Here is a 19,138-nt window from a genome sequence, read left to right as displayed (position 1 = left end):
TCAATAAAGTCCCAGTTGCCATCAGCGATGAGGTCAATTCATCCATTCAACTGGCACAAATCCAACCGAATAAATGCTCGGTTGTCAGCCCTGGTTAATCCGGGGAACAAGAGATTTCATCCGGTATTTCCTGACTCAGCAGTTAACCGGAATGAAAATAATCGTGAGGGCCTGATGCCTGCTCTCGAATTAATAGATTCAATAACGAAATAGACGGTTATTGAATAAGTCAATTCTCCTCATTAGCGCATATTAAAATCAAGTATTTTTTTATCAAACAGCACAATTTGTTTAATCTCAACGGCAAAATTCAGCATATTTAAACCAATCTTAAACGGAATGTCATTTATTGATAAAAAAATGTTGAATTGATCTAAATAATATGAACCAAATTCACCCCATTGATATTTTAGCGTCATAAACCCATAACAAGACATATATTTTCATTACTTTCAGCATGTTATATATAAACAAAACACAATAAATGTATTATTCCAATCTTAATCTTATCTTATCCCCAACAACAATATGCTACGTCGAGGTAAAAATAATGATTCTCAATTAGATAATGCGAATGAGAATAGATTTCATTACCCAAAATAATCACAGATAATAACTCAACCCTAATTCAAGGCAGCGATTATCCTGCTTCATCCTGCAAGGTAATCGTAGCAATCACTTTCTCCGGTAAAAATACATTATTGTGCAATACAGGCATATATCGGCTGGCCCAGGTTTTCCACTCTCTATCAATAGATAGTCGCTCTTGATTCCAAAAATGATATATCTCCCACCGATAATCAAAGAGCAATAACCGCAGCCCAAAGATAGCTAACCCGATTAAGCCCACCGCACAAAAAATTATCCGCCACTGTCGCGACCTGATATATCCAAACCATAATTTTACAGAAAACATTTGAAATAACCTAAAAATTACATAGATAAAACAATGCCTTATAAAACATCATAAAATACCATTGACTCTACGTCGCTTAACTTTCTCTTTTAAGCATGATTCTCATGACTTTCCAATGAAATTAAATCGGCTCAAGGGCGTTTTAATCACACGCTAAAAAGAACATCATCTTTATTGCATGGGATTATCGACGGCCGGTATCCATCTGCATTCCGGCGGCGGTTCTTTTGCTAATATCGCATCCAGTTCAGAGATTTTAGCTTGAAGTTTCGCAATGGCTTTTTCTATCTCCTCTCTATCCTTAGGATAGCGCGGAATTATTATTTCCCGCTTGACCTTTACCGATATATCAATATCTTTTCTTTAACGTTTTATTTCATCAAAGTCAATAGCACCTTTTAAATAAGGTTTCATAATAGTGCTACACTTATTTTTTGTCTTCCTGACTTTTGCTGTGATGAAAACGATGCCAAAAAAGCATCAACATAATTAATCAACTGCCACATAAATTGACAACAATGATTTCGTGTTATTGTCTCATGGAGCGATTGTCATAATCGTTCTATTTTATTTAGCCACGGTGAATAGACGGGTAAAAACAGCAGAGTAAATTTGGGATGTCGTGCCAGCCACTCCTTTACCTTCTGACTTTTATGAATACCGTAGTTATCTAAGATTAATGTGAGGGTTTCCGCATGGGGATATTAATGATTCAGTTCATCTAACATTTTGATAAATAAATCAGAGTTCTTTTTTATTCCTTTAACATAGGTGACTTGCTCTGTTTGGGATTTTTCGCAATTGATCAGATCGCAAAAATCGGACTGAGTTCCCTTCCAGGGATCTATTATTTTGAAAATTTATTTAAATAAATAACGTATTATATAAATAGACTACGTTTATTTCATTTTCATTAAAACATGATTATCTCCTATAGGCTATAACCTATAAGTTATAAATAGTGTGCAAGCAGACTGGCAATAATAATTAATTACAGCTTGTGCAAACCTGCTTATGAATGAACAGTTAACACAAACAACTCACAAAACCCGGAGTATACATGTCAATAGAGAACCTATCGCTTTAAATAAACACTCTCTGTTATCAGGCAAATTATGCCCAAAAACTTCAACGATTCTTCAACGAATTATAAAAACCTATAAAAATGCATTATCTTAAATTGCTGAATTAACGATCAAGCCCGTATACTCACTGAGCGTTAAGGCAAATCTGGGCGTTAAGACAGATCTGGAATAGCAAGTAGCTTACTTAGTCGCTCAAAATGTATTCCAGCAAGTGAAACTAAAGTTAAAACACAGGAAAATTATCATGACACGTTTAGGCTTATCTATAACTGTATTATCACTGTTATTCTCTGGCGCAGTATTAGCTGCACCTAGCACCCCCGTAACTCAATCTTCGGATACCAAAGCTACCCCTTCCCATGTGGAAAATACCAAAGCAGGGAAGAAATCCGACAAAACCGCACCTAAACAACACTCACACCAGAAGGCAGCAAGCAAAGAAGCTAAGAAGGCTCACTGAGTTTCCCAGACTGACGCCACTAATGTGCCGCAATTGTTATGACACAAGTTTGGTAACGTCATAACTGTAAATTCAGGGGGGAAAATCCCCCCCTCAACAGGCTATCGTGAAAAGCTTAACAAGCCCCTTCGGTATCTTCATCACCATAATATTTAACACCAATCCTGATGATATCCCGTCCCTGAGATTTACGGTGTTTATTCGTGTCACGCAATGAATAGATACAACCACAATATTCCTGCTGATAAAATCTTTCCCGTTTACTGATTTCGATCATCCGGGCTGAACCACCTTGCTTACGCCAGTTGTAATCCCAGTATTGAACTCCCGGATACTGACTTGCCGCTCGTTTTCCGCAATCATTTATCTGCTGCATGTTTTTCCAACGAGAAATGCCCAACGAGCTTGAAATAACACTGAAATTATTTTCATAAGCATACAAAGCAGTACGTTCAAAACGCATATCAAAACACATGGTGCAGCGAACACCTCTTTCTGGCTCCAGTTCCATACCTTTAGCACGTTCAAACCAGTTATCGCTGTCATAATCCGCATCCACAAATGGCACATTGTGTTGCTCCGCAAAACGAATGTTCTCTTCTTTGCGAATTAAATATTCCCGTTTTGGATGAATATTCGGATTATAGAAAAAGACGGTGTAATCAATTCCAGAGGCATGTATCGCTTCCATCACTTCACCAGAGCAAGGAGCGCAACAAGAGTGCAATAATAATCGTTCCGCATTATCCGGTAACGTCAAAACAGGGCGAACATAGTTTTCCATTTAGCAGGCTCCATATAATTATAAGAATTAATTATAGAATATAGTTATTTTTAGCTTCAAATTTTTCGAATGAAATTCATCATGACTTATTTGCCGTTGCGATCCTTGCCTTTACGATCCTTACTTTTCTGATCACAGTAAATTACCTGAAATTCTGGCAGATTCTACCGTTATCTTGTCATCATCAAAGTTTGTACAAGGAAGTTCACTACCGATAAATCTGTTTTACGCTGATAGTTAACTAAATTATAGCCAAATTCAGATACTTTTAACCAAAATAATTTAAATGGAGACCACCATGCGCCATGCAATTTCTCTGCGTGACCTCTCTTTTCCGGCAATCACCGCCGGATTTGTCGCTGTTTTAGTTGGATATACCAGTTCAGCAGCAATTATCTTTCAAGCTGCGGAAGCGGCAGGCGCCACCACCCTACAGATCGGTGGCTGGCTGAGTATGCTAGGGCTTGGAATGGGTATCAGCTCCCTGGGGCTATCGCTTTATTACCGCACCCCCGTCCTTACCGCATGGTCAACACCGGGTGCCGCGCTACTGGCGACAACGCTACCTGGAACATCAATCAACGAAGCCATTGGTATCTTTATCTTTGCTTCAGCACTGATCTTGCTGTGCGGTATTACCGGCCTGTTTGCTCGATTAATGAACTATATCCCACAGGCACTTTCCGCAGCCATGTTAGCCGGTATTCTATTACGCTTTGGTTTGGATGCTTTTTCTTCATTTTCGGTCAACTTCGTACTGACTGCCGGAATGTGTTTGACTTATCTTCTGGCACGCAGATATTTATCCCGCTATACCATCATCTTAACACTATTATCAGGGCTGATTATCGCCGCTTTACAGGGAGATATTCACTTTGAACAACAATCTACAGCCGCATTTGTCACCCCTGAATTTATTACACCCAGTTTCACACTCTCTTCGTTATTGAGTGTCGGTATTCCATTTTTCATCGTCACAATGGCATCCCAAAACGCGCCCGGCATCGCCACACTAAAAGCCTCAGGATATCCGGTTTCTGTTTCGTCACTGATAAGCTGGACTGCGCTCATTTCACTGATCTTGTCACCTTTTGGTGGTTTTTCCGTCTGTATTGCCGCCATTACGGCCGCAATTTGTATGAGCCCGGAAATTCACGCTGACCCAAATCGCCGTTATATGGCCGCTGCCGTAGCAGGCGTGTTTTACCTGATAGCGGGACTGTTCGGTGGCTCAATCAGTATGTTATTCAGCGCCCTACCGGCGGCTCTTATTCATATTATTGCCGGATTAGCATTGCTTGGAACAATTTCTGGCAGCCTGCTACAAGCGTTACAAAATGAAAAGCAACGAGACGCCGCGGTAATCACATTTTTGATCACCGCTTCCGGTGTGACACTACTTGGCGTAGGCGCTGCATTCTGGGGATTAATCGGTGGAGTAATAACCATAATCCTTTTATCTCTGCCGAGGAAAACCAAAATAGTTCATTAGATGAACAGCAAAATTATACTTTTCAGCACTTTATGATACTTATTGTCAATAAAACTTATGATAGTTTGCCGGGTCTGTTGCGCTTTGAATATTACGATGGGACGTATCTAACAACCTTAAATTTTCTTACCCGCAAAGCCGAGCTTCCTATTATGAAATTTTTTGATACGAAATTTTCTGATATTAGTAAGTTAGCCGTTATTTCATCATGCCTGGCAATCCCTTATAGCTATGCTGATGATCACCCAATTCTTTCTCTCTCTGTCAGCCAATCCGGAAGAAGCCAAACGACTGCTGATGGTAGTTTATCCAGAAAACCAAATAAGCAAGAATCACGGATACTTCCGATTTGGGGTGATGAAGCTAGAGCTAAAGGTTATGACCTACCGGAACCTTTTGGCGCCAGTTACGGTTATATGAATATGCGACAGAATATCATTGTAGACGATATTAAAATCATTATACCGAATACCCCAGAATTTGAAGACGCACTGGATATCCAGACAGGAAAAACCAGAGGAAAGAATGAATCACATATGCTCAAACTGGATACTTGGGTTCTGCCTTTTCTGAATGTTTATGGCGTTTATGGCTGGACAAAAGGCACATCGAAAACCAACATTGAAGGAATCAGATTTGCTGGTTTCTCTATTCCTGATATGAAAGATATCCCTTTCGCACTGGACTTTAAAGGTAAAACCTACGGTGGCGGTTTAACTCTGGCAGGGGGTTACGATCAGTTTTTCGGTACGCTTGATACCAACTATACCTACACTAATCTGGACATTCTGAATGGTAAAATTAGCGCTCTGGTTGTTACACCACGTGTTGGTTATGAGTTTATATTCCAGCCAATCATCCCAGGACAAGGAAATACCAAATTGCAAGTATGGACCGGTGGTATGTACCAGAGAATTACTCAGGAATTTAAAGGCAATATTAGTAATCTGGATTTACCCCCCATGTTTGACAAACTGGTCAGTGCATTCGACGATTATGATAGTATGAAATTCAAAGTAAAACAGCATATTGCATCTCGCTGGAATAATACGGTTGGTGCAAGGCTGGAAGTCACCCGCCATTTTAATCTGCTGACTGAAGTTGGCTTTAACAAACGTAACAGCTGTTATATTTCAGGAGAGTTCCGTTTTTAAATGAATATCCGCTGTACTTTACATGGGCTGGCTTTAGTCAGCCTTTTTATTTCTGATTTCTCATATAGTGAAGCACTACTTAGCAGGGAAAAAATCGATGGCTGGCTGGAAAAATTAGGTGGCAGTAATACCTATGACAGCAGTAAAGCGATTGACTGGGGCGTTTTACCCGGCCCCTTTTATACTCCAGAGTTAGGTGCCGGTCTCGGTGTTGCTATCGTCGGTCTCTATCGACCAGATGATAATGATCACACCAGCCAAATCTCTTCTCTTTCCCTAAATGGATTTGCCTCTTCAACCGGTGCCTTTGGCTTCACATTTGATAACTACAATTTCTTTGCTGATGACCAATGGCGTTTTTTCCTTTCCGGTACATTGAACAACGTTCCCACTTATTACTGGGGTACGGGATATCAAGCAGGTAAGGTAGATGATCGCAAAGAAAAATATTGCTCACAGGAATTGCGCTTACAACCCAGAATTCTCTATCGAATTGCTGATTCTACCTATTTAGGCGCTGGCTGGCATTTTTCATCATTACACGCCAAAGATCCCGATAACGGCGCTAAAAAACTTTTCGTAGCGGAAAACGATGGCCGGTCCATATTGAGTTCAGGCGTCAGTGCCTATTTCAGCTATGACACACGGGATTTTCTGCCTAATGCTCATCAAGGACAAGTGCTTGATATTACTTATACCCATTTTTCCCCGGCATTAGGCAGCGACCGTCGGTTTAACACCGTGGATATGCAATACAGCACCTATTATCAATTAGATGAAAAATCTGTACTGGCATTTGATAGTTATGGTCGTTTCACTGACGGCCAGGTGCCCTGGAATATGCTGTCAATGTTAGGTAATGGCAACCGGATGCGCGGATATTATGAAGGTAGATACCGGGACAAAAATGTTATCAGCACTCAATTAGAATATCGGCGCAAATTGGACTGGCGGCACGGATTCGTCTTATGGGCTGGGGCTGGCACCCTAAGTCATTACGCAGAAGATATTGGTTCAAAAAACTGGTTACCCACAGTTGGCGCTGGCTATCGTTTTGAATTTAAACCTAAAATGAATGTCAGACTGGACTTTGGCGTCGGTAAAAAAAGCAATGGATTTTATTTTCAGGTGGGAGAGGCGTTTTGAAATTGCGTTTATGGATTGCTGCTTTAACGTTAGTTGCAGGATGCCAGGGAACTTTTTCTTCAATCGCACCAGTACAACCTGACTTAAATAGTGAAACAACCGCCGAAGCCACCCGTGCATGGCCGGTTCTTGCTCCGATTCCCTCACCCGAAGGATTAAGAGCTTGCTGCGCTTTTGGCTATAATTTAAAAACTGAATTACTGACCATTCCAGTCCCTTTTTACCACATAAGTAATGTGTTAGATGCCGATAATCTTGGGGCACATAATTATAACAACAGTTTTTTTGGTACCGTTGCTTCATTAACCGGGCTCAGTAATGAAAAAGTAGGGATGATATATACCCGCCGGGGCGGATTCATTGATATTTCCCATGTACGGGATACCGCTGATAATGCGGTTTTTCTGTTCAGTCAAATCTGGCCCCGTCTTGGAGAAGAGTGGCAAATAGAACTCAGCAACGAATTAGCATCACGCCGTATCCAGTTCTATCAATTCACACCACCAGCAGCGATAGAACAACGTTATACCCTAACTGCTTATCTCGCGGTAAAATTGGCTTTTGAACTTGCTGCATGGCATGAAATCGCCCAATGGTATGGTTATCAGTCTGTACCAGGATTTTCTGAAAAAGTGTCGGCATTTTCCCCGGAAGATCTCTACTCTAATCTACTAGGCGCTCGTCTTTCCCTCTCTTTGATACTGGCAGGACAAGTGCCGTCAATGAAGCAATACCGTCTATCAATGCAAGCCATTCTGCCTCCAGCACTGCGTGAACTGGAAGCCTTATCCCCTGATGAAACGCGGAAAATGTTTGAACAGATTGATGGTATCTGGTGGGACAGCAAACGCCGTATACCCGATAAACGTTTAATCCTTCAACGCGATTTCCATACTCACAGTGATCGCACACCTAATATGGTGCCGACAGAACAGCAATTTCCACTTAGGCTCACCCTGCCGCAACAATATATTGGCTACAAATTATCTGAATTGGCCGAACTACAATTGTGGCCCAGTCGCCAAATGAAAGATCTTCCTGTACCAGAAAGTTACTGGATTGCGCTTGATTTTCCACAATTGGCAGAAAAAGCGAAAGAACAACAAGAGAATTATTGATTCACATATTTTTGATGAAAGAATGAATATAACATCATGAGTTAAAAAATATAGGATATTTCAGATTACTATTTCTCAAATAATAATCCCATTAAAATATCATCAATCATTATTTACTATTTACGCAATGTTACATCACAATATAAAATCAACATTATCTATAATAAAACCAAACTATGCTGACTGTACTTAAATTAAATCAAACAGGGAAAATACACATCACCAAGGCATTATTTCACCGGATAAAAAAAATCGTATTGAAATATTTACAAAGATAAAAAATCAATAAATAACTGATATAAAATAATTAATATTACATAACATCTAAAAAATAAATCAAAAAGTCACAAAAACATTAACCAATCCAAAAGACCAAAAAAGAAATAAAATCTCAAAAAGACGAAAAAATTAGAGAATAATTTCTAATTATACTCATAAACTGTGTATTTAACTTATTTTTATCGAAAAAATAGACATTCACTCTTAATTTAACTTAAATAACAAAAATCCCTTCTTAAATAGGTTTAATCGTCTATAATATATGTTTTCAAGTTATAAATATGTATAAACAATATCATCTTTATCTAAATAGATAAAATAAGAACTTACATTGTAAATTATTAGAATTATTAAACCAAAGCTCAAGTTACTAAACTATTTTCAACTATATAATATGTTGATTTTTATTTTAAATTTAAAATATTAATCAATTTAATAGATAAAAAACAATATTGTTTTGTTAATTTATTTGATGTATCGGGGGATTCAGGGCCCCTATCTTTACCCCCTGATAAAACCAATTAAGATGTCCCTACTCCTGGAGAGGAAAAATGAATAAACTCGCGTTATCAACCACCGCCGCCCTTATTTTTGCCTCAGGTTCTGCTGTTGCAGCCGATAATGCTGCTGGCGGTACACTACATTTCTCTGGTGCAGTCACTGATGCTACTTGTACTATTAATGGTGGCGCTTCAGCCAACCTGTCAATTATATTGGAACCTATCTCAGTCACTCAAGCCGGACAAAAAGAAGGCTTAATTGATTCTGGTAAGAAGGCATTTTCACTGGAATTTTCTAACTGCCAATCCAAAGCTGTTGGTTTTGACCCAGCAACCTCTATGTTAAAAATCCAGTTCACATCATCAAATACCATTGCTAACGATGGTAAATACCTGGTCAACCAAGAGCTCAATGCAAACGGCAAGCCGAAAAACGTAGGTATCGCTATTGTTAAACACAGCGAAGAACACGCCCCTATTATGCTGAATAAGGCGTTTGATACAGGAATCAAGGGCTCTACGGCAGCACCCGAAATTGTCGATTTCTATGCGAAATATTACAAAGTAGGTACTGCTGATGCAGATCCAGGTAAAGTAGTAACGATGGTTACTTATCACGTTACTTATCTATAATTATTTACTACAATAAATAAAGCCTATTTAAATAAATAGGCTTATTTAATTTGGCAAAAATAACGTTATGAAGAAATTATTTTTAGCTATATTATTAGGGATGACGACTTTATCTGCTCATGCCAACATCGTTATTAACACAACACGTGTTATTTATCCATCCAGTAATAAAGAGGTATCGGTTCAATTATTAAATGCAGGGGATCAACCCTCCCTAGTACAATCCTGGATAGATGATGGTGATCCTAATTCAACACCTGAAACAGCTAAAGTCCCCTTTTTACTCACCCCTCCAGTCGTCAAAATTGATGGCAATAATGGGCAGCAATTAAGAATTAAGCACATCAACAGCAATCTACCGACTGATCGTGAATCTCTGTTTTATTTAAATGTTCTGGATATTCCCCCCGTTGCAGAAAATATTGGTGACAAAAACGTCATGCAGATTGCTATTCGTACCCGGATCAAATTTTTCTACCGGCCTGATAAGCTTTCTATTTTACCGAAACAGCTCCAACAACATATTGTATTAAAACGTGAGGGTGGCCAACTAAAATTGGAGAATTCATCACCCTATTTCGTGAATATCGTCGGCCTTAAATCTTCCGATACTCAACCTAACTTACTCAATGAAGGAACAATTATAAAACCGTTCTCCTCTCATTCATTCAGTACCAATGAAAAAGTAAAAGTTGGAGACAAATTAACTCTGGCTATTATTGACGATTTTGGTGCTATAAATAAATTAACTTTACTACTTCAATAGTGATATTACTGGCATAGCATAGAACATGATAAGACAAAAAGTTAGTCCGTTAGCTCTGATAATAGGTGCCTTGCTGTATACAGGTTGTTTATGCTATGCCGCAACATTTAATACTGATTTTCTCGCCGGTGAATCTGCAAAAGCAGATTTATCCCGATTTTACTCCACCTCAGAACTGCCCGCTGGCCGTTACGATATTGATATATATCTGAATAATGACTGGAAAGGAAGATTTGATATTAATATCCAGAATGATGGTAAAGATATTTACTTATTTAATGAAGATCTTTCTAGATTAGGTATAAAAATTGATAAAAACCAATTATCAGAATCAAATTTATCCAAAGATGAAATTCTTCTTACTAAAATAATATATGAAGGAACCGCTAATCTCGATGTTCCTAAACTCAGTCTACATCTTGTGGTCCCGCAGGCGTATGTCAAAAACGAGCTAAAAGGCTATATTGATCCTGCATTCTGGGACAGAGGTATCCCCGGCGCTATGCTGTCCTATAATGCCAACTATTACCATACTCAAAATAGGAATAAACAAAACCGCGACCATGAAAATGAAGATAATGTTTACGTGTCGCTTAATAGCGGTTTAAATCTATTTGGCTGGCAATTACGTGATCAATCCTCTTATCACTACACACGTTCAAATGGTGATAAATGGAGTAATAATACCCGTTATCTGCAACGGGGAATTTCATCAATTAATTCAGAATTTCGCATTGGCGATAGCTATACATCCAGCGATTTATTCGACTCTTTCCGTTTTCGAGGTATCAATCTGAAAACAGATATGCGCATGTACCCCGATGCCTGGCAAGGATTTTCCCCTATCGTCAGGGGAGTTGCGCAAACTAACGCTCTGGTAAAAATCACCCAAAATAATGTTGTTATTTATCAAGGTAATGTGCCACCGGGACCGTTTGCCATTGATACTATTTTACCAACAGGTTCAGGTGGTGATTTGCTAGTTGAAGTGACGGAAGCAGACGGACGTGCTAATAGTTTTACCGTCCCCTTTTCATCCGTTCCTAATATGATGAAAGAAGGTCTTGGCAAATATGATATCAGTGCAGGCAAAACACATATTGCCAACAGTCGTTATAAACCAAACTTTTTTCAAGCCAGCTATCAATATGGTTTTAATAATGTCCTGACCGGTTATACAGGCACCATTATCAGTAAAGATTATTATTCACTACTGTTGGGTAGTGGCTTTAATCTACCCATTGGCGCTGTCTCAATTGATGTTTCACAGTCCAGCGCCAAATTTGATAATAACCCAACCATGAAAGGTCAAAGCTACAAATTGGCTTATAGTCGCTATATTCCACAAACAAAAACAAATTTTTCGCTGGCGGCTTATCGCTATTCAACTAAAAATTATCTCACCTTAATCGATGCAATTGATCTACATGACTGGATAAGCAACGGCTATAACCAACAATACTATTCCCATCAAAAAAATACCTTTAATATCAATTTAAATCAGAATCTTGGTAGTGGTGCTGGTTCACTTTTTCTCTCGGGAACATTCCGTGATTACTGGGGAACCCAGAATAAAAGCAGAGAATATCAAATGGGGTATTCCAACAGTCTGGGTAAAGTCAATTACTCCCTGACAGCAAGCCGTGTCCGATACAATATCAATGAAACAGAAAGTAAAGAGGAACAGCGTTACTATCTAATGCTATCTATTCCTTTTGAGTTGTTTGGTTACCCCGCTTATTTGACCAACAATATCTCAGTCAATGAAAGCCACTATGACAACAGTAACGTAGGATTAAGCGGAAGCGCAGGCCCAAGCAACCGTTTGAATTACCACTTCAACATTTCAGATCAGAAAAGCGGTTCGACAACAACCAGTGCAAATTTGACCTATAAAACATCCGTTTCCACATTGAGTAGTTCTTATAGCCAATCCACGGAATACCGCCAAATGGGGCTTGGCGCAATCGGCAGTTTAGTTGCTTATCAAGGCGGCATTCTGGCTGCTAATCAGGTTGGGGAAACTTTCGCCATCATTGACGCGCCGGGCACGGCAAACGCTTCTGTGAATGGAGATAAAAGCATGGTGACAAACAACAGCGGTAAGTTGCTGATACCTTATCTTTCTCCTTACCGTAAAAACGCCATCATGCTAGATACCAGTGAAGTATCAGAAGATGCCGCTGAACTTATCGGTAATATCCGAGATGTTGCGCCATATTCCGGTGCGATTACCCACATCGGATTTAAAACAGACCAGCGGAAAACGTTTGTTTTCTATGCCGCCCAGGCTGATGGTAAACCTTTACCTTTCGGGACTGAAATTGTCGATTCAGAAGGTAACAGCTTAGGATACGTTGGTCAGGGCAGCATGGTTTTCCTGCGAGCAGAAAAATTACCACAACAAATTTATATCCGCATCGGTCAGCTAGGCGAAAAGAGTTGCACAATAAACGATCCACAGCCTGAAATGGGCTCAACCGCCAATATTTGCCGTTAAGGGAGAAGAATAATGAAACTTAAACCATTGTATCTGGCGGCCATAATCAGTCTAAGCAGCAACATAGCCTATGCAGACTGCCAACCTAAATATGCAATAACAGCACCGGCAATCACTGTTGATATGACAGATCACCTCACCCTAAACAGTAATGCAACCTGGACACTCAACACCCAATATTCTGGCTATTTTACATGCACAAGAAATTCATTATGGAAACAAAACTCTGTTGCTAACGGTTCACCTTTTACCAAAAACAAAGTTGTTTTAGGATTCAATGGCGGCAAAGATTATGCCGAAGTGACTGTCACGAATCTTTCTCCTAGCAACAGTATTAATCTGGGAAACAGTAACGACACATACCCTGCCAGCAAATTGCAAGCCCAATTTACGCTTAATGTAAAGCTACTGGGTGGCAGACCCGGTGGTAGTAATATTCATGTCTTTTCCGGCAATTCTGCAACATTAAAAACTGCTGTAATTGCTATGGATACCACCAACTTAGGAATCCTTGATGCCATTCTCCGTTTCGCTACCGATTTCCTGACCTTTATTCTTACCTGGGAGTGGCCGACGCATTCTGAAGATATCTATTACCAGCCCGTTACGATGATTTTTAATCACAGAGATACAACTTGTCACTTCTTAAATGCTGGGTTAACAGTGAATCTACCAAAAGTCAACCGCATTAGATTGCTTAACGGAATAGATAAAGGCGAAACCCCTTTTACCCTGAACTTTGAATGCAAATATCTCCAAAACGGTAAAACTTCACGCTCAGTTAAAGCTTACCTAAGCAGCAATAATCTGCTGCCAAATGACAATCAAACCTTAATTGATAGCAAAGCCGGTGCCGCTCAAGGTGTTGGTATCCGTGTCTCTCAGACAAGTGATTCATCGCCGATAACTTTCAGTGCCTCGCCATCCTCATCCCGCGGCGCAACACTGCTATTCAGCAAAAACTCCGGCAATGTCATTGATAAAAACTTTTCCATCGACCTTAATGCTTACTATCACGTTTATGATCCGCAAAACATCATAGCAGGGGACCTGAAAGCAACTTCTGTGCTGAACTTTGAATACAATTAATCAAGAGGAAAATTAACCAAGAGGCAAAGGAGATGTCTCTTATTTTCCCTTTCCGAATTAAAAATTTATGTTTCAATAAGTAATAATTTGTAATAAAGTGTTTCTGTAGAAAAATTCATTTACATTTATAATCCACCCTGAGTTGACGTAACATAATGATAATCCTAATATTAAGTAATCACGCACACTCAACTAATTTCTTAATAAAATAGTGTAACTCTACGAAAAATAGAAAAAACATACTTAAACTTATCAATAAAATTAAAAAAAACAACATCAAAAACAATATATTCCAGCCTTATTAAAGAATAAATAGAAACAACAACCAGTCAAAAATAAAAATATATCTCAAGAAAAACACTACAAAGAAAAATTATAAAAACAGAAAGACACAATATATAAAAACATCCAATCACATTGATTGACAATAAAAATAATCAATTAAAAATCAATAACATAAATAAATGTAAAATGAAAACCTTATATATTAATATAATTTAACGCAATGTAAAAACGTAATAAAAAAATTTAACCTAACATAATAAAAAAAATAACTTTTACTCCCCAAAACCACCTTTAATATAAAAATATAAAGATAAATGTTTATAATTATCAACAAATAAATTATTAAAATTTTTTTATCCTTATATACATCTTCATTATTATATTTTTACAATATCACCTGAAGTAAATATTTGTAACACATTGTTACTTATTTTAACTTAACATTTAGAACCATATCGAATATCCTGCACCGCACCAATGACAATGGATACATTAGAAAATTAGCTCAAGCCTGACAGAGACGACTGAATTTTAACTCACAGAGGAAAAAGACCATATCGGTAACTGGTCACCTTTTTATGAAAATGATAATTATTCTTATAACGGCAATATTAATATCAATCAGTTTACTACTCGCCGCGGTGTTCTTACGATTGGCTGTACTATAATTAACAGTAATAAAACTAAGTTCAATCACTTTCGATATTATACTAACTAGTTTACAAATCATTTTTCTTTTGAAAAAGCAACTTACAGACACAAAATTAACTCAAAAATCATGATTATATCTGATGGATAACTCACCCAGAACAGGTAATATTTTGTACACGAATAGCACATAACCATATATAAATTAATAAAAAACCACAGAACAAATGAGCAAAATAATAATTTTTATTACAGAAAATATATTTATGAATCGCTAATAACTCTGGCTATGCTGGATTTATTTTGCTAACATCAGCTTGTTTTTTATTCAGAGCAAACGAGGAAAAGCAATGCCCTCTCAAACGATGAGGACAACTGCCATCTTCGCTTTCTTTATCTCACTATTGTTTTCCGCTTTTAGTCATGCCTCAACCAGCACCGCTAAAAGCATAGAGTATTCTCACAATGACATGCAAAGCAGTTTGCCAGATTTGCGAAAATACCCTTCGGGCACCCTACGTAAGAAAGCGTTTTTAAATGTTGTTGTCCCTGTGATTGATCAACACAATCAACAAATTATGCAGGAACGGAAATGGCTATTGGAGCACCAAAATGCCAAGCATTGGTCCATACAGGATATCAAGCGCCTGCAACAAATTTGTAAAAACTACAACGTGAGCTGTAGCAGCTCGCCTAAAAAAGTTAATTGGAGCAAGCTACTAAGTCGTGTTGATATTATCCCAACCCATTTTGTTGCCACTCAGGCCGCAACAGAATCTGGCTGGGGAACATCTAAGCTTGCACAACAGAATAACAACTTGTTTGGTATGCGTTGCGGTAACAACTGTAAGAAAACCCAAGGTAAAATAAAAGGTTATTTCTCCTACTCGACCATCAATGATTCTGTCGAAGCCTATATGAAAAATATGAATACTCATAACGCTTATGAATCATTGCGTGTTTCACGCGCCAAGCAGAGAAGCCTTCAAGAATCACTAAATACCAGCAAATTGATTGATAATCTTGAAGGGTATTCACAATTGGGTTCGACTTACAACAGTTATCTGCATAAAGTATTTAACAGCAATAAAGGGCTTATTACTCAGGCGCAGAAGTTAGCCAAAAACGACCATGACTAAGGGCCTAAATAAGTCATTAGCATGAATATCTTCTGTTTGAATATCTTGTGCTAAGTACCAATATCATCCGTTACCATAACCCACTATGGAACGGATGATTTTCTTATGTCCATCGGTTTGTTCTTTTCATTGATAGAATGTTTAGATCAAATACTATAATATCACCCAATATTAACCTATATTAAGATAAAATGATTGACCAGAGTTTAATATGAATTTCTTTTCTTTTGAGTTTCTTGGTTCCTTTGTTGCTTTCTTTCTCTTGTATTGGATGCTACAAAAAAATGCGAAAGCACAAAACTATCTACTGATAATCGCAAGTTATCTGTTTGTCTTTTCCTTTAATCCTCTTTTCACCGGCATCCTATTTGGCTATACGCTATTTATTTATCTTTTAACAAACATAGCCAGCAAATTTCTATCCAATCGCATCACATTTACTATCCTGACGATAGGTATTCTGGGATGTTTTACGCTATTCAAATATTATTCTTTCTTTCAGGAAAGTCTCCAACAAGCGTTTGCCGAATTTGGCTTGTCCATAGATTTACCTGTACTGACACTACTCGTCCCTTTGGGTTTATCTTTCTATGCATTTCATTCCATCAGCTATGTCGTTGCTGTCGCAAGAAAAGAGATGCCCAAAGCATCATTTCCTGATGTCGCCTTATACCTATGCTTTTTTCCAAGTATTGTTGCCGGACCAATCAACCGAGCTAAGAATTTCCTGCCTCAAATCCAGATTTCATCAAGAGTAATCATTGAACCATCAAGATCCATATTACTGATTGCACTGGCGATAATTAAGCTATTCTTATTCAGCTCTTATTTATCTGAAAATTATGTCAATCCAGTTTTTGATGATCCTACCAGCTACAATACGGGGCAAATACTGGTTGGTATCTATGCCTATGCATGGCATATCTATTTTAATTTTTCTGGTTATACCAACCTTGTTACTGGATTAGCACTACTCCTTGGTTTCAGGGTACCTAAAAACTTTAATTCCCCTTATCTGGCTGAAAACTTACAAGCCTTCTGGCGCCGTTGGCATATCAGTTTGTCTGAATTTATTCGTGATTATGTCTATATTCCTTTAGGTGGTAATAAGAAAGGATTTATACGTAAAAATCTTAATTTGTTTGTCGCTATGGTAATCTCTGGATTATGGCATGGAGCCGGAATTAACTTCATTATCTGGGGAGCTATTCATGGATTGGGATTAATAATCCTCAATGTCAAATACCAGTTATTTCCCCCAATAGACAAAAAAAATCGAAATATTTCCCGAAACCCAGTCAGCTCATTTTTATCAAGAATCATCACTTTCCACTTTGTCTGTCTGGCATGGGTTTTCTTCCGCTGTCCTACTCTTGATGATGCACTAGTATTATTAAATCAATTGATATCATCAGGTTTATTTCACTCAATAATAGCCAACAGTGGGTTGTTATTGATGTTCTGGGGATTCTTTATTATCTACCCGTGGCTAATTAATCTAAAAATAATGGTTGAGAAAATGCATTCTAATATTTCATGGATATATTACCCAATACCATTAGCAATTATTTTGACTTTAGTATTTATGCTCTCACCACAAGGAATACCAGGATTCATTTATGCCAATTTCTGAATTCAAATCTAATTTAAAGACAGTAGGGCAAGTCACATTTACCGTAATATTAACTAGCCTACTGTTAATCTGGCTAAATCATCGTTCACTGGATAGATTCTGGCAACAAGAATACCATCAGCAAAGCCTTTGGGCTACTTTACAAGGTCATCCGTTCTGGGATTTCGGTGATAATCTGGAGCAAGGCGTACTCGCTGCGGGGGAAGCTTTCATATTACATACTACCGGCAATAATAGTGGCAATCATCAGCAAACTTCCCAGGAAGCTGATATCACACTGCCTGCGGATTTTCAGATTGGACTCAAGCTCCTGAGTGGTTATCCCTCTCCTGTTACAAATCTGCCTGCAACTTTTCCTGAGTTATTACAGAAATCTTCCCATACTCATCCTGTTAATTCACCAATACCTCATGATTTAAGGAATAATATTTCCCCCAGTGCGGTTATCGGTAAAACCAACGTGACACTGGCCGCCAAAGATAAAGTGCTGTTTGCCGGAGATTCAATGATGCAGGGTATCGCTCCCCATCTGAAACGTCGGCTCTACCGGGATTACAGTATTTCAAGTATTAATCTCAGCAAACAAAGTACTGGACTCGCTTACCCCAATTTTTTTAACTGGCCGGAAACTATCAACAAAACACTGGAAGCCAACCGCGATATCAAGTTAGTTGTTATTTTTTTGGGGCCAAATGATCCCTGGGATATGCCAACAAAACATGGAAACATCTACCTGAAATTCGCCAGCCCCGATTGGGAAAACCTCTATCGCCAACGTATCGACATGATACTTACCGAAACACGTAGCCACGGCGCTGATATTATCTGGGTTGGTCCTCCCAATATGCGACAGAAAAAACTTTCCACCAGCATGGAATATCTGAGATCCTTGTATCGATCGGAAGTCACGAAAGCTGGGGAAATCTACGTTTCTGTTAATGATATTTTTAAATACCATGCAAATGATTATTCCGATTATATTGGCGATAATAGTAACAAAATTAAACTCAGAAGTGGTGATGGCATACACTTTAGCTTAAAAGGCCAGCAAGCTATCTCAGACAACATATTTTCATTGATTAAATTTATTCAGGAACCAGCCAAACAAAATGGAACCAAGCAAAATGAAAATAGTTAAACAACTCCGTCGGCGATACCAATCTGCTGGCATTAGTCTGGTCATCACACTCTCTTTAAGTTTGATATCGTGCCATAAACAAATGCCAACACAACAACCGGCAAAAGAAAATCAACAGCTAATAGACTTCGGTGAACCAAATTTAGCCTTACTGGCGAATAAACTGCATAACAGTCACCATAATCAACTGCATTTTGTTCAGATAGGCGATTCCCATACCGCTGCTGATTTTTTTACCGGCAAGCTTCGCTCTTTATTGCAACAACGTTTTGGCGATGCAGGGATTGGTTTTGTTAGCCCAATTAATGTACCTGGCCAACGTAACGCTATGGTCAGTATGACCGGTAATACACAGCAATGGAAACTCACTACC

The 19,138-nt window shown here is 38.5% G+C and carries 14 protein-coding genes and 2 pseudogenes; 13 read left to right on the top strand and 3 right to left on the bottom strand.

Translation table 11 applies throughout. From position 1 onward, the window contains the following. Positions 1–640: 640 nt before the first annotated feature. Positions 641–916: a hypothetical protein gene (locus C6H66_RS16215; protein ID WP_105396106.1), complete on the bottom strand. Its 276-nt coding sequence runs from the start codon at positions 914–916 to the stop codon at positions 641–643. Between the two features lie 410 nt (positions 917–1,326). Then, positions 1,327–1,710, bottom strand: a pseudogene (locus tag C6H66_RS16205) (IS630 family transposase); the annotation flags it as partial. A gap of 535 nt (positions 1,711–2,245) precedes the next feature. On the opposite strand from C6H66_RS16205, the gene C6H66_RS16200 reads away from it, so the two are divergent. Then, positions 2,246–2,461 carry a hypothetical protein gene (locus C6H66_RS16200; RefSeq protein ID WP_036780415.1) on the top strand — a complete coding sequence of 72 codons (216 nt, stop codon included), beginning with the start codon at positions 2,246–2,248 and terminating at the stop codon, positions 2,459–2,461. 115 nt (positions 2,462–2,576) lie between these two features. Here C6H66_RS16200 and C6H66_RS16195 read toward each other — a convergent pair whose 3' ends face one another. Continuing rightward, a complete protein-coding gene (locus tag C6H66_RS16195; RefSeq protein ID WP_105396105.1) occupies positions 2,577–3,245 on the bottom strand; it encodes an epoxyqueuosine reductase QueH in 669 nt (222 codons plus the stop codon). A gap of 298 nt (positions 3,246–3,543) precedes the next feature. Here C6H66_RS16195 and C6H66_RS16190 point away from each other — a divergent pair, with 298 nt between their 5' ends. The 12 genes and pseudogenes from C6H66_RS16190 to C6H66_RS16135 all read left to right on the top strand — a co-directional run. Further along, complete coding sequence (locus C6H66_RS16190; RefSeq protein WP_105396104.1) at positions 3,544–4,737, top strand: benzoate/H(+) symporter BenE family transporter; 1,194 nt, start codon at positions 3,544–3,546, stop codon at positions 4,735–4,737. Between the two features lie 152 nt (positions 4,738–4,889). Continuing rightward, a complete protein-coding gene (locus tag C6H66_RS16185) occupies positions 4,890–5,891 on the top strand; it encodes a hypothetical protein (RefSeq protein WP_036809800.1) in 1,002 nt (333 codons plus the stop codon). Further along, positions 5,892–7,037: a BamA/TamA family outer membrane protein gene (locus tag C6H66_RS16180; protein WP_105396103.1), complete on the top strand. Its 1,146-nt coding sequence runs from the start codon at positions 5,892–5,894 to the stop codon at positions 7,035–7,037. Then, on the top strand, positions 7,034–8,155 hold the full coding sequence (locus tag C6H66_RS16175; protein ID WP_105396102.1) for a DUF4056 domain-containing protein: 1,122 nt from the start codon (positions 7,034–7,036) through the stop codon (positions 8,153–8,155). Before C6H66_RS16180 ends, C6H66_RS16175 begins: the two co-directional genes overlap by 4 nt. 830 nt (positions 8,156–8,985) lie before the next feature. Beyond that, on the top strand, positions 8,986–9,567 hold the full coding sequence (locus C6H66_RS16170) for a fimbrial protein (RefSeq protein WP_036780407.1): 582 nt from the start codon (positions 8,986–8,988) through the stop codon (positions 9,565–9,567). Between the two features lie 67 nt (positions 9,568–9,634). After that, on the top strand, positions 9,635–10,333 hold the full coding sequence (locus tag C6H66_RS16165) for a fimbrial biogenesis chaperone (RefSeq protein ID WP_036809702.1): 699 nt from the start codon (positions 9,635–9,637) through the stop codon (positions 10,331–10,333). A gap of 25 nt (positions 10,334–10,358) precedes the next feature. After that, a complete protein-coding gene (locus C6H66_RS16160) occupies positions 10,359–12,833 on the top strand; it encodes a fimbria/pilus outer membrane usher protein (protein ID WP_105396101.1) in 2,475 nt (824 codons plus the stop codon). Positions 12,834–12,845: 12 nt separating this feature from the next. Next, the gene (locus C6H66_RS16155) at positions 12,846–13,922 is read left to right on the top strand and encodes a fimbrial protein (protein ID WP_105396100.1); all 1,077 of its coding nucleotides are present in this window, start codon (positions 12,846–12,848) and stop codon (positions 13,920–13,922) included. Between the two features lie 1,283 nt (positions 13,923–15,205). Next, positions 15,206–15,994, top strand: coding sequence for a protein bax (locus C6H66_RS16150; protein WP_036809710.1), 789 nt, complete (start codon positions 15,206–15,208; stop codon positions 15,992–15,994). 211 nt (positions 15,995–16,205) lie between these two features. Next, the gene (locus C6H66_RS16145; RefSeq protein WP_105396099.1) at positions 16,206–17,627 is read left to right on the top strand and encodes an MBOAT family O-acyltransferase; all 1,422 of its coding nucleotides are present in this window, start codon (positions 16,206–16,208) and stop codon (positions 17,625–17,627) included. Beyond that, positions 17,614–18,765: an SGNH/GDSL hydrolase family protein gene (locus C6H66_RS16140; protein WP_046396378.1), complete on the top strand. Its 1,152-nt coding sequence runs from the start codon at positions 17,614–17,616 to the stop codon at positions 18,763–18,765. The genes C6H66_RS16145 and C6H66_RS16140 overlap by 14 nt, the downstream gene beginning before the upstream one ends. Continuing rightward, a pseudogene (locus tag C6H66_RS16135) lies at positions 18,752–19,138 on the top strand (hypothetical protein); the annotation flags it as partial. The gene C6H66_RS16140 and the pseudogene C6H66_RS16135, both read left to right, overlap by 14 nt.

The organism is Photorhabdus hindustanensis, assembly GCF_002968995.1.
Lineage (GTDB): Bacteria > Pseudomonadota > Gammaproteobacteria > Enterobacterales > Enterobacteriaceae > Photorhabdus > Photorhabdus akhurstii.
Note: the sequence above shows the minus strand (reverse complement) of the source record. Positions and strands in the feature narration are given on the sequence as shown.